Origin of the sequence: Collinsella sp. AF33-16 (genome assembly GCF_003475325.1) — a bacterium.
Lineage (GTDB): Bacteria > Actinomycetota > Coriobacteriia > Coriobacteriales > Coriobacteriaceae > Collinsella.
This window is the reverse complement of the sequence record NZ_QRQC01000033.1, coordinates 1-12,508: the sequence shown is the minus strand read 5'-3', so window position 1 is coordinate 12,508 and position 12,508 is coordinate 1. Positions and strand designations below refer to the sequence as shown.

14 protein-coding genes and 1 tRNA gene are annotated in these 12,508 nt (G+C 52.4%); 3 read left to right on the top strand and 12 right to left on the bottom strand.

Annotated elements, in window-relative coordinates; translation table 11 throughout:
• The 6 genes from DWZ52_RS10185 to DWZ52_RS09420 all read right to left on the bottom strand — a co-directional run.
• The coding region (locus DWZ52_RS10185) for a hypothetical protein (RefSeq protein ID WP_233547305.1) at nt 1–345 on the bottom strand (345 nt) is incomplete at its 3' end.
• 394 nt (nt 346–739) lie between these two features.
• Nucleotides 740–814 (bottom strand) — tRNA-Val (locus DWZ52_RS09440).
• A gap of 240 nt (nt 815–1,054) precedes the next feature.
• Nucleotides 1,055–1,558, bottom strand: coding sequence for a Fic family protein (locus DWZ52_RS09435; protein WP_199579248.1), 504 nt, complete (start codon nt 1,556–1,558; stop codon nt 1,055–1,057).
• Nucleotides 1,559–1,566: 8 nt separating this feature from the next.
• Entirely contained in the window at nt 1,567–1,752 is a 186-nt protein-coding gene (locus DWZ52_RS09430; protein WP_117767072.1) for a hypothetical protein, read from the bottom strand.
• Between the two features lie 11 nt (nt 1,753–1,763).
• Nucleotides 1,764–2,453 (bottom strand): helix-turn-helix domain-containing protein, encoded by a 690-nt coding sequence (locus DWZ52_RS09425; protein ID WP_118385417.1) that lies wholly within the window; start codon nt 2,451–2,453, stop codon nt 1,764–1,766.
• Nucleotides 2,434–3,102, bottom strand: a complete 669-nt coding sequence (locus DWZ52_RS09420) for a DUF3990 domain-containing protein (protein WP_117767075.1) — start codon at nt 3,100–3,102, stop codon at nt 2,434–2,436. The genes DWZ52_RS09425 and DWZ52_RS09420 overlap by 20 nt, the downstream gene beginning before the upstream one ends.
• A gap of 656 nt (nt 3,103–3,758) precedes the next feature.
• On the opposite strand from DWZ52_RS09420, the gene DWZ52_RS09415 reads away from it, so the two are divergent.
• On the top strand, nt 3,759–4,748 hold the full coding sequence (locus tag DWZ52_RS09415; protein WP_118385416.1) for a hypothetical protein: 990 nt from the start codon (nt 3,759–3,761) through the stop codon (nt 4,746–4,748).
• The gene (locus tag DWZ52_RS09410) at nt 4,732–5,481 is read left to right on the top strand and encodes a hypothetical protein (RefSeq protein ID WP_118385415.1); all 750 of its coding nucleotides are present in this window, start codon (nt 4,732–4,734) and stop codon (nt 5,479–5,481) included. Before DWZ52_RS09415 ends, DWZ52_RS09410 begins: the two co-directional genes overlap by 17 nt.
• A 289-nt stretch (nt 5,482–5,770) precedes the next feature.
• Here DWZ52_RS09410 and DWZ52_RS09405 read toward each other — a convergent pair whose 3' ends face one another.
• From DWZ52_RS09405 to DWZ52_RS09390, 4 genes are all read right to left on the bottom strand, one after another.
• Nucleotides 5,771–6,070, bottom strand: coding sequence for a nucleotidyltransferase family protein (locus tag DWZ52_RS09405; RefSeq protein ID WP_118385414.1), 300 nt, complete (start codon nt 6,068–6,070; stop codon nt 5,771–5,773).
• A gap of 28 nt (nt 6,071–6,098) precedes the next feature.
• On the bottom strand, nt 6,099–6,377 hold the full coding sequence (locus DWZ52_RS09400) for a hypothetical protein (RefSeq protein ID WP_117767084.1): 279 nt from the start codon (nt 6,375–6,377) through the stop codon (nt 6,099–6,101).
• Nucleotides 6,378–6,956: 579 nt separating this feature from the next.
• Complete coding sequence (locus DWZ52_RS09395) at nt 6,957–7,889, bottom strand: Abi family protein (protein ID WP_117767086.1); 933 nt, start codon at nt 7,887–7,889, stop codon at nt 6,957–6,959.
• A gap of 262 nt (nt 7,890–8,151) precedes the next feature.
• Nucleotides 8,152–9,240, bottom strand: a complete 1,089-nt coding sequence (locus tag DWZ52_RS09390) for a hypothetical protein (RefSeq protein ID WP_118385413.1) — start codon at nt 9,238–9,240, stop codon at nt 8,152–8,154.
• Between the two features lie 515 nt (nt 9,241–9,755).
• Here DWZ52_RS09390 and DWZ52_RS09385 point away from each other — a divergent pair.
• A complete protein-coding gene (locus DWZ52_RS09385; RefSeq protein WP_147352161.1) occupies nt 9,756–11,000 on the top strand; it encodes a hypothetical protein in 1,245 nt (414 codons plus the stop codon).
• A 71-nt stretch (nt 11,001–11,071) separates the two neighbouring features.
• On the opposite strand, the gene DWZ52_RS09380 is transcribed toward DWZ52_RS09385, so the two are convergent.
• Nucleotides 11,072–11,911, bottom strand: a complete 840-nt coding sequence (locus tag DWZ52_RS09380; RefSeq protein ID WP_117767092.1) for a DNA adenine methylase — start codon at nt 11,909–11,911, stop codon at nt 11,072–11,074.
• Between the two features lie 69 nt (nt 11,912–11,980).
• The coding region (locus DWZ52_RS09980; protein ID WP_199579246.1) for a hypothetical protein at nt 11,981–12,508 on the bottom strand (528 nt) is incomplete at its 5' end.

Genomic DNA, 12,508 nt, shown 5'->3' with positions numbered 1-12,508 from the left:
GGACCGCCCCGCGGTCCAACTTTCTGTCCGCACCCCCAAGCGTGTCATAGTAAATAACGTGTTTAGCGGATTGGTGACACTAAAGCCAAAATGAGTGTCGATTGTTGTGCCGGCATCCGATGCCCCATCCCAGCGAATTGTAGAGCGCAATCCCGAGTGGTGATTACAACAACCTGGCGAAGCAACAGCGATGATCGGGGTCTTGAGGACGTCGGTTACGAAAGGGGCTTGGGATAGAGCTCGCCAACCGTCTTCGGTGTTGGGCAGGCGCGGGTAGAGGTCGCGCACCTGCGGTGGGCAGCGCCAGTAGCGGAATGCGGTGTTTGCGCAGACGATTTCGTCCATTTGCGCCTCCCCTGGTTTCGGCCGCGGGCCGTGCGGATTGCGGACATCGCCGATTATCTACTGGGGCATCATGCGGGTAAGTACCGGAAGCTGACCAAACGCTGGCCAATAGCTTGACGAGTTCTGCCAAAAATCCCTCGTGTGATAGAAATCCGCTGGAAGGAGCTCTGGGCGTGTGGTCCCTGTCTCCACATTTGCGCTCGTATCATATGGGTAATTCAATGAAAATACGCATGCGTTATATACAAAACGTGCAATGACGTCAGCAAAAAGGGTGCGATATAAAATGACGCCTTAGATGACTACGATTTGATTTTGGTGTCAGTTTTGGTGTCAAGCTTGATGTCAAAAAGAAAAAGGCCAGAGGCTTAACTCCTCTGACCTGCGCTTTAGATGGTGGGCGATACAAGATTCGAACTTGTGACCCCATCCGTGTGAAGGATATGCTCTACCCCTGAGCCAATCGCCCGTCGCCTTTCGGCAAAAGAGATACTATCATAGCCTCGCGTTGTTTACCAAGAACTTTTTGCCCTCGAATTCAAATTCTTGGGCACATGCCGTTCCATCACAAACAAGGCGTCCAGCAAACCAGCAGCTAAACCACCATTTACCGCTTGATCCACGAGGTCTCGGGGTGGCAGCACAGGGCGCTGGGGATCTCCATGTGGTGTCCAATCAATTCAATAACCGGCGTGCAGATGCTTTGATTCTATACGTGCGACGGGTCGCCTATGCCCGCAATGCAACCGCGGCGCAGCTCCTCGGCGAGCCCGCTGGTCGTACGGTTTCCGGATACGAGGTCCTGGATCCAGGCATAGTACTGGTTGTCTTTGGGCTCGGGGCTGTCGGACAGCACGACCGGAGTGCCGGCGAACCTTAAGACGGACAATGCGTAGATAAGGCTGGTACGTTTGTTACCGTCCTCGAAGATGTGGTCCCTGACCATGTGCTCTGCCACGTAGGTGACCTGGTCAAAGATGTCTGCGAAGCGATCGGCCGGCGATTGACCGAATATTGTACAGAATGCACCCGCAAGTACGGACTCGACGCGTCCAAGCTCAAGCGCGGCCCGGTCGCCTGTGGCGTCGGTTGTATAGCAGCGCCCGACCGTCATCAGCGTCCTGTGTAGGCGCATCGCGGCCGCGGCCATAGCTTCGAGCGAACCGGTATCATCGAGCACGAGCGGCACGAACGGATGAGCGCTCCGCTGCATAGCCGCCATCATGAGTTCTCCAAGAGCTTGAGCGCGTTGGGCATGCCCGCTATGGTCTGCCGAATAGCTTCGTCGATTGACGTGACGCCGTCGAGCAAATTCGGAGATGCTGAATTTACCTCGAGCGCAGATGAATGATCTTCTTGAGCAACGCAATCAGCTCCGTCATCTTGTTGAACGTAGTTCCAAGGCATGTCTGCCTCCTCTATAGCCTTTCGGACGGAATAGCCCGCGAGTCGTACTCCAGGGCGATCGGTTGCCAGACGAGGTCTTCGATGGCGCAGCTTAGGGTGTTTGCGAGCGCCAATGCCGAAGAGACCGAGGCGCGGCGTAAATCCAGCTGATTCTGTTCGTAGAGCTGTATAGCGCGAAGTTTAACCCCCGATTGGGCGGCCAGCTGTTTTTGCGTTAGGCCGGCCGCCTTTCGTGCCGCCTTGAGGCCCTTTTTGTCTGCCTGGGCTTTGTTCCATTTATCGATGACAATCTGGGCGAATTTGTCTTCGGAAGCTTCGAGAAGCGGATGGCACGAACCGATTATCCAATCGAGTGGGGCGACTTCAAGTAGTTCGCTAAAGCCCAGGCTGCTTACCCATTGCGTATAGGCCAAAACCCAGCCCGCCCAATACTGAGGCGAACGGTCGAACGGATAGGTCTCCCTGCATTCGGCAGGCTTTAGCCCCGCCCGAGCGATAATTTCGCGCGCGAGCTCGTCGCCCGTCATGCCGCAGACGACACGAGGCATACCGCGCTCAAACTGTTTCATCTCAATAGTGTTCGACAGGATCGCCGTCAGCTCGGCTGGATTCAAACCTTGGTCGCAGAGGGCGAAATCGACTGCCTCGCCCAGCGTTCTCATGGCATCCTCGAGATACATCTCACTGTAGGCGTGGGTCATTTTCTGTCATCCCCTCTCGAACGATATCGACGATACGAATTCCCTCAAACGGGTTTTCGGTAAGCAATTCCCGATACTGCGCCCTTGCCAACTCATCTCGGTCCTTGGCCAATGGGCCATATAGAGCTTGTGGCGCACGTTCAAATCCAGCAAAACGAATGCTCTTAAACGCGCGCTCGCTTTTGAGCACAATCTGTTCTCCAGGGTTACCGAGCCTCATAGCTCGACCGAGCTGGTCAATGGTGATCGTATTGTTTACAAACGCCCTGGCATAGCTGAAGTACGAGTCATCCGCACGCCATCCTCTAATCACATCGTAAGCGTTAGCATCTGGCAAAAAATGATCGCGAAGGTATTCGCATGCCCCCACAGCGACGGCGGTGTCCTTTCGGAATGAACGATGCTCTACAAGCAACGCTATCCAATGCAGAACTGAATATTGCGGCGATAGCAGGTCGAGTACCTTGAGATCGGCCATGTCGAGTTCATATCGATTTGCAAAGCCGTCTGCGTCCCTAGAGCATGCCCATTCCCTTGCAAGGTTGAGGCTCTCTGTGCAATAGAATCCCTGTCCATAGTCGTTATGGACTTTCCCCAGGCCAATCTGGGGAGTCTCAATGATCTTCTGAGAACCATGCCACAGTTCCACGCGAGTCTCCTAACAGGTATCGCCCTAGCGATAGTATAGCACACTATCGCTAGGGCGATACCTGTATTCAGAGAGCAAAAGGGTGTATGGAATCGAGTTTGAGTTCAATACCGGCTTCTAAGACTCTCCGAGTCCGGAAGTATGCGGCAAAATTCAGACTTGTTGACCACGCTGGAGCACATCAACGCTTCTACCTGCGGCTTCTTTGCGCCAAAAGGGCGGTGTGGTCGGGGGTTCCGGAATTTGCCGCATACTTCCGTTTTGAGTATTCGGAAATGCGGGGAAAAACCGAGATCTGTCGACCAGACCCTGGTTTTATGCTTCCGTGACCTGCGGTTTTGTACGTAAAAATTTGGTTGCGCTCGGCGGGTTCCGATCCCCCCCCTCCACACACTTCCGGAAATGAGTCACAACAACAACGGCGTGCGATTGCGATGAATGCTTTCCTAGTGTGAACAGCACCAAGGCCATGGCAATTCAGTGGTTGTCGGCGGTCTTGGCGAGTGTGGAGAACACGCCACTTGCACTCGCTTTGGGTTTTGCCGGGTTTGAAACGGTAGCATACACAGGGCGTCTTTATATGTAACTTAATAGTTTGCCTTGTAACATCATTAATGTTACATTTCAAAATAGCATGTTACACAAGGAGGCGAGGCATGCGGGAATTCGTTGAGAAGATGCTGCATTCGAAAGTTGAGCGTGAGCCCGTTGACGTCTCGGGGCTTCCCCTGTATCTGAGGGGGTTGTACTCCCTTGAGCGGTGGACCGCCTTCGGTGTGCCGTTCGTGATGGCTTTCCCCATCGAGAACGCGACGGTGAAGACCATGGCGAAACACCGCAACACGCTGGAGACAGCTCTGGGGATTCCCGTGGCTTTCGCTCTCGAGAGCGCCACGGGCTATAGGGTCGAGCGAATGCTTGAGGCCGGCCTCGCCTTTGTAGCTACAGACAAGCAGGTGTACCTACCGTTCCTGGGAGTCGCTCTGAATGGCGGCAAGAGCCATGCGGGCGGCCGTAAGCAGGTGAGCATCGAGATGCTCTCGCCCCAGGCGCAGCGTCTCGCCATCATGGCGCTCTACGGTGAACTCGACGGAGCCAACGTAACTCAGGCGGCGAACGTTCTCGCCGTAGCAAAGATGACCGTCTCGCGCGCGTTCGATGAACTCGCTGCTGTCGACCCCTCGATCATCGTGTCCGAAGGGCGCCGACGGGTCCTACGCCCTGACCGGAATAAGATGGCGCTGTGGCGGCGGCTTGAGCCATACATGGCAAGTCCGGTCGCAAGGGAGCATCGCCTGACCCGCGTACCCGATGTGGGCCTTCCACCAGGAGGAGTTTCGGCGCTGAGTGAGATCTCGATGCTGCAGGACGACCCCTGGCCGACTTTCACCGCGACCAAAGCGCAAGAGCGCGTCCTAGGGCTGGCGACCGGTGCACGTAACGCTGGATTCGACGAACCAGAGGAGCCCGCGTGCGTAGTGCAGGTGCTACGCTACGAGCCCGAGCCAGCGCCCGGGTGTATTGTCGACCCGCTTTCCGCCATCCTATCCCTTCCCGACGATATGAGGGACGACCCACGCGTCGCGGGCGAGATCGAGTACGTCCTGAATCGAGTGCTTGGGGTTGATTATGAAGGGAATCGATAAATTCAGGGAACGCTTCGCGGGCCGCGAGGGCGAATATGTCCTAATCGGTGGCGGAGCCTGCGACCTGCTGTTCGGCGAGGTCGGGCAAGATTTCAGGGCAACGAAAGATCTCGATCTAGTCCTACTGGTGGAGGCGCTGACGCCTGAGTTCGGCCGCGTGTTCTGGGACTTTGTTCGGGAAGGCGGGTACGAGAACAAACAAAAGAGTAGCGGGAAGCCGCAGTTCTACCGGTTCTCTAAGCCGAAGGACCCGGCCTTCCCCGCCATGCTGGAGTTATTTGCACGCACCGACATCAACCTGCGCCACGGGGATTCCGGCCTTTTGCCGATACACATCGGGGAGGAGGTTTCTAGTCTTTCTGCGATTCTGCTGGACGAGGAGTACTACAAATTGCTCGTGGAGAACAGAGTATCGGCGGGCGGCGTCGCTGCCTTGTCGGTCGAGGGACTAATCCCCTTCAAAGCAAAGGCGTGGCTCGACCTGTCTGCCAAGCGTGCAGATGGAAAGGCAGTCGATGAGAAGAGCGTAAAGAAGCACCGTAACGACGTCTGCCGCCTCGCCACCTTGCTCGCGGGCAACGAGCGTCCCGCCATGAGCGAGGGTGTTCTTGCTGACATGAGGCGCTTCATGGAGGCCTACGAATCGGACCCCGTCGATCCCAAAACAATCAGGATCAAGGGTGTTGGGGCGCAACAGGTCGTTGAGGTGCTGAAGGACGTTTACTTGCGATAACACGTATACATGACGCGCCTTCAACCAGAACGATTGAAGGCGCCTTCTCCGCGAGCATTGTTTTGATTGCGCTGGTCGTGCTCTTCGACCAAGATCTTCTCGGTAGGCTTTCTTTTGATTCCGCTGGTCGCGCCTTACGACCAAATTCTGGGACAAGCATATAAATAAATGGAAAAAAATAAATGGAAAACGATGCAAGACGAGTCAAGAAGCCCCGCAATCGCGCTCGTTAACCCAAGGTGGCGAGCTGTTCTATCTAACCCAAATATTCGCAAGCTCCTCATCCTGCTTACTCCGCTTCATAGACACGCATCTCATCTTGCTCGATGCTTTTCCAGAAGGCCGCGCGCATGTGCTCTGGTGGGTTGGTGACGATATCAACCTTTCGCCCAAGTTCCTTCTCGAGCTCATGAGAGAGTTCGAGAAGCGCGCCGAACGTCATGGTGTTGCCGCAGACTAGGCGCAAGTCAATATCGCTATCGGGCGTTTGTTCGCCTCGCGCAAACGAGCCAAACAGATATGCCTCGCGGACGTCGTAGCGAGCCAGCACGCGGGAGACCGCAGTGGATATGTCGGTAGGCGAGATCATGGGTTATTTGCCGTTCAACAGTAGAACGTCAGGGGGCCAGCGCCGAAACCGCCGGTCCGGCTTTTTGGCGTTCGGCGAGCTCGAGGATAAACGGGGCGTTTGAGCTAACAAATTCTGTCAAAAAATTGAGGTCATCAGCAGTAAATCCTTCGACGTTGAACCATTTGACCGCAGGCAAGAAGCATTCCGCATGGTCAAAGCCAAAGTCAACCGGGCGCTCGACGGCCACGCGAACGGTTCCGTCTTCTCTTGTCTCTGAGTAGGCAAATTGGGTGCCATCATCAAGCTGAACATAGCTCCAAAGCACGGCTGCCTCCTTAGTGTTGATATCCAAGTATAAAGAGCAGACTAGATGTAACGCGGCGTGAATTGGATTATTCCTATAAGAGACGAACTCTGACAGCTGGCAATCTCCGAAAGTATGCGGCAAATCTCAGACTTGTTGACTACACCGAAAAGCGGCAACACTTCCACCTGCGGTTTCTTTACGTTAGAAGGGGGTTGTGGTCGGGGGTTCCGGAATTTGCCGCATACTTCTGTTATGCGATTCCGAAAGTGCGGGGAAACCGAGATCTGCCGCCCAGACCCCAGTTTCGAGCTTCCGCGATCTGCTGTTTTGTTGCTAAAAATCAGTTTGTGCTCGGCGGTTTTAAATTTTTACCCGCACTTCCGAAAATCGGGCCATTCAGCAACGATATGCGGTGCCCAAGAGTGCTATGCCAGGTAAGAAGAGCGTTAAGAAAAATGCGCCCGAGCCAGCCGACCCCCCGCCTTGCATCCATTATGGCAACCGATAACCACAACGCGTCTGCACCAAGGGATTGACGCTCAATTCCGTCGTCAATAATTTCCTAAAACAAGTGATTTACTTTTAGGCGGGTCGAATCTAAATTTTATACCTAGTTATCTTTTTCCATTCGGCTGGGAAACCCATGGCATCAAGGAGGCGCTCCTCGCCGATGCTCTCATCCAATGACAAGTATCCGTTAACGCACTTGACGAGCTTGGCCTTGAATGTCTTGAACTCGTCGTCGCGAAGGAGGTATCGAAGGGTGATCACTGCCGAGAAAACGTCTACCTTGCCGCAAGCGTAATCCGGCCCAATCTTTTCGATGCCGAGCTTGGCGTGCAAGGCCGTGTCAGGAATCTCGACGTGACACCTGTGGGAGAAGAGACGCTCTCCATGTGCGCAGACGTTCCTGTAGAGGGCGAGTACGCGGATAAACGACGAGAGTTCTTTCGGGTTTCCGACCCCGAACCTCTTAGCAATCTTGGCCTTCTCGCTGTCCCTGAGCGCCGTGAGCATTTTCGAAGTCTGTCCGAAGGTCATGGCGTTCACGGTGACCCATAGAGGCACGTTCTTATATGCCCTGCGGTAGTAGGCAAGGTATTCGTGGCTGGTATCCTTGTTGGCGATATAGTCAAGCATGTTCAGCAGCTTTGGGAGAACTCGCTTCGCGCCCTTCGACGTCGCGTAGCAGCGGGCGTCTAGATACTTGCTCTGGGACTCGCCATATGCAGCGCAGAACTCGTAGGCCAGCGCCGACCTGATCTTCGCCTCGACCTTGAGCAGCGCATCGAGCATTATCTCCCTAAGCTCGACGTCGAACTCGTAAAGCGCTAGGATGTCTCCAAAAGTGGCACCTTCGCGGTATACCCGGGTGCTCGGGTCGCGGAAAAACGACTGGTAGCCGTTCACGACCGGGAAATAGCCGATGTCCGCAAGCACCCTTCGGCAAACCTCTTCGTCCTCGATTCTGAGGCCGGAGCTTCTGAGCTTCTCCATCTGCTGCTGGTAGGTAAGGAATTCTTTGGGCATCGTCGCTCTTCCCGAAAATAAAAGGGGAACCCGCAGGCTCCCCTCCGGTTCCAGGCATCGAAAGTTTCTGGACCCTAATCACTTTAATGATAGTATTTTCAAACTTGCGCGCTGTCAAGCACATGCACTGAGTATCCACCGGCACACATTACCAGCACGTCCGGCATTTCTCGCATGAAAAAGGCAACACTCCTTCACTGAAAGCGTTGCCTCTAAAGCGTCTGCAGAACTCCTACATTTAAGCCAGATGTTCCTCACCACATCAGCAACAATGTGAGGTGGTGAGGAACGCTGTGCCAAGAAGAAATAGCGTTAGGGACACGACGATCCAATTTGTGTCGCTGGTTTTGGGAAGCGACGAGGAGGTCTTGGTGGTGACCTTGGGCCTAGAGGCCTTGGCGGCCGTGGTGTTGGTCACTGTGGTCGTGGTCGCCGACTTAGTCGCGGCCGCGGGCTTCAGCATGGGAATCGTCGACGGATCCGCAGCTGGCTCGACAGTAGCGGGGTCAGCGCCAGGGGCGGACAGACCATCCCCCGGCACATCGGGCCCACCGGTCTCCCCCGCCGACGCCGTGGCATCCACGGGCACGATTGTCACACGCGCTGCCACGGACCCGTCGGCATCCACCACGCCGCCCTCGCCAAAGGCCCCACCCGCAGGAGCCACAAAGCGCGCGGATGCAAACGATCCGCCCAGGCAGGCGACGCCGGCGTCGGCGCCCGACGCATCCAGCCAGGACGCATCGATGGTAAGCTGCCCGGCCGCGTCACCGCCAGCAGCCCCGCCCAGCAGACACACACCATAGGTGCGCACGCCCGCCCCGGAGCCCGCGCCCGCGGCGACAACGCGCCCATCGCCGCGAACGGCAAGACCATCCGCGATCACGCCGGCCACCCGCGCATCTGCGATGCCGGCGCCATCGGCACGCGCGTCAACCTTGCAGCCGTCCACCGCGAGCGTCCCCGACACGTAGATTCCGCACTGCGAGCCCGTAGCCACCAGCGACCCGGTGCCGCGGAGCGTCAGATCGCCCCACACCTCCATGCCGCACCGCGAGATGTCCACGTCGGGCGCGCTCGTCTCAACCACGGAGTTTTGCCCCACAAGCGTCACCACCAGGTCGTCGTCCGCGCCGATGGCCTCGCCCGCGTAGCCGGTAAGCTCCAGATGGCCGGCATCTGTCCAGGCCCACCCGGGACCCGATACACCCGGCTCGTAGTACGTGACGCCCGCAATGAACAGGCTTTCCGCGCCCGCGGCATAAGAAGGCCCGCCCAGCAAAACGCATAGGCAGGCCATGGCAGTAAACAGGATGTAGTGACGGCTGGTGTGGAACGCGGCAGCAAACATAACCGCTCCGATCTTCGCAAGAGCCAATGGAAACTGCGCCAGGAAACTACCTGGTAGCAGCAGTTATTAGTGTAGCGAGATCGGCGAGTGGCGAACGAATTGCCTGTAAACGAACCCCGAAATTAGGTGTAAATCGTTTTGCCAGTCGGTGAAAGGAGGGGCTGCATAACGTCCGCAATGGGCCGTCTGGGGGCTTCGCGAGTTTATTGACCCTCAATTGGGCTCTTACGGCAGTTGTCAGAATACGACCATTATCATTAGGTGCTGCATGTTAACGATTAAACTCTCCCTACCCTGTGAATGGATGTTACGTCATCTTCAGGTGAATGCATTTAATGCCGGTATTGAGATTGATTCCACAGCTAGCGAGCATTGTGACTCACTATAATTTTGATAGTTCATCGAACTTTCCTTATGGAGTTGTTGTAATGATGCCTGAACAAGCGATTAAACCTATACCGTTATCAAAACTACGCTTATGGACCGAGAATCCTAGAGACCCTGTGGATGAGAGCATGAGCGATTCTGAAATCATTAAAAGGGCGATTATTAATGATAGTGATAACTGGAATCTAGACTCATTAATCGTTGAAATGGGCAAACGTTACCATCTAAACGAGATACCTGTAGTTGTCGCAAATGCGGACGATACATTTACCGTCTATGACGGAAATCGTCGCGTAGCCCTATTGAAGTGTATTAAAGATCCAGATTTATATCAGGATGCCTTTAATAGGATCGGTGTCTTTGAAGTGGAACCGGAGTTACGCAATCTAACGGTCTTACCTTGTAATGTTTGCACAAAAGAAATTGCTTTAGAGATTGTCGAACGAATCCATCGATCTTCGAATAAGTGGGGCAAGCTTCAATACGAACAATTCTTGCATAACTTTAGGGGACAGCCCAAGGGCCCTCTTATGTTGCTTGATGAAGCTACAGGCGGAATTGTAGCGACGAATAAAAAATTAAACGAAGAATATGTCGAGAAAAGGTTGTTAACTGAATCGAATTTAAACAAAATTGGATTTTCAATTAAGAATAACGAGCTCGTAACTAATCATAATCTCGAGGAAGCCGTCGAAATTCTGAAAGATATCGCACGGATTAGAAATGAGGATCTGAGCTCAGCAAGGAAAAACGCCGGCAGGCTGAAGGATGCGCTAATTGAGCTAAATCCAGACAGGTACGCCAACATTTCTTCATTTAATGAAAGCAAGCCAATTACCAAGCTGGGTGGCAGCAACGCCCCAAACAATAGAAAAGAAATGTCCACCGCGAAGGCTTTGCCCCATAAGAGGAGAAAACCAGTAAAAACCAAAGAAGAGGTTCTGTTTGGCGGAATGCTTCGACCGAAAGGCAGCAGATCAAATGAGCTATATCGAGCCATCGACGACATTTACCATTTTTATTTAAAGAATGAACAGAAGAGATTCCATTATCTTCCAATAGTTGCGTTTTCAATGCGACTGCTACTAGAAATATGCGCACAAGAGTACTTTAAAGCAAGCGATCCTAATAATGATTGCAAGGATGGCGCTTTAAAGCCCTTTTTAAAAGAAGCCAAGAAGAAAATGACGGAGACCGCCAACTTTGAAGATATTAATGAGATTACATTGAATAGCGAATGGATAGATGGCAAATACAATTTTGAGGGAATTCTATCAAAATGGGCTCACGGCACGCTGTCTGCCGACAAAGAGAGCATTGTCCGTGTTTCTAGATTGGCCGGAAACATCATAAGGTTAATGTGGTCTAATTAGTATAACAACTTACCGGTGGCTAATGCCTGATCGGTCTTGAAGCCACCGGTAAGTCGATCGTTCTAAAAGAGCTATGATTTAAGACTAGCGGGCCAAATAAGTCCTGGCCCAAGTATTATCTTCTCTTTGCCAACAGTTTTTAGATTGGCAGAATATCCAATTTCAAGATTACTCTGTTCGTAATCGTTGTAAATGGATTTAATCAATACGTCTGCATCATAAGTTACAACCCATTTACTCTGTGCACTACCGATTTTACGGGCTAATGAGCGATGCTTCTCGTTAGTAAAAGAACTTCGATATAAACCGGGACCCTTTTGGACGTAAGGAGGATCAAGATATGCAAACAGTTCGGAATCTGTTAATCGCCGAGTTATAAACTCTTCAGCATCAAGGTTCGTAACTTCAATTCTGTCTTTATATTCTTCAATTCGTTGTATTTTAGCAATGAGCGTTTTGCGATTGAATCGAGCATCCATTTTATAAGTTCCAGTTTGGTCTAGACCGCCTATAACTCCGCCGCTCAAAATACCAGAGACATTGGTTCTATTAAGATAAAAGCATGCTTTACCTAACGCAAGGCTATCGCTGACATCCTTTGAACGATAAATCTCTCGCATCGATTTCCATGTATCTATATTAAGTTTTGCGTCATTGATAAATTCGCATAACTCCTCGCTGTGATTTACTATCACGTCCCACATGCAATACACAGCAGGATCAAAATCATTAATTACAATCGATTTAACGTCATTTTTTAGAAGCAACTTAATAGCGAGGCCTGCTCCTCCTGCAAATAACTCTGCATAAGCGTGCCCAAGCAGGTTGTTTGCTTCAAGTATCGATTTGATTTCAGGGTAAATCTTCGTCTTACCCCCTGGATATCGCACTGGCGTAAGTGTTGCCGGCACTAACTACACCTCCTTAGCTTGCGCAAATGCTAACAATTGACTATTTTTTAAATCAGAATATTTTACAGTCTATTCGTACTTAAAAGTATAAATACCGAAATCAACAGTTGATGGAATGAAAATACGGTGATAGTTGGCTGTTTTATGGTAAACGGCCTGGAGATTGAATCCAAATTTCCTTATATCCCTTGCATTTGCGGAATCAAGCATCCATGCCTTAAAGACATACGTGAAAAATAGTATATTCCTGTTAAAAACTGCCTTGGCTTTCTCCCGCTTTTGGCCACCGCCAACAACGTTGCGCGCCTCATCTATTTCAGGCTTGATCCATTGGTTAAAATTACTTATGGAAAAACCTTCACCTTGAATGCATTCGTCAGCCCAGAAGGGATTGTTACCATCAGTTGACAATTTAATTGCGTAGTCAAATAATAGCCATTCGGGCGACGATCCATCTCCGGGTAAGGCAATTGTGTTTTTGGAAAGATTCGAAGGCTTATCACCGTCGAGAATAGCGAACGACGCAATGGCGGATTGTCTTAATTGGGAATCTTTATGAGTAATCGCCCTCTTTGACACCGGCGATATTGAGCCCGG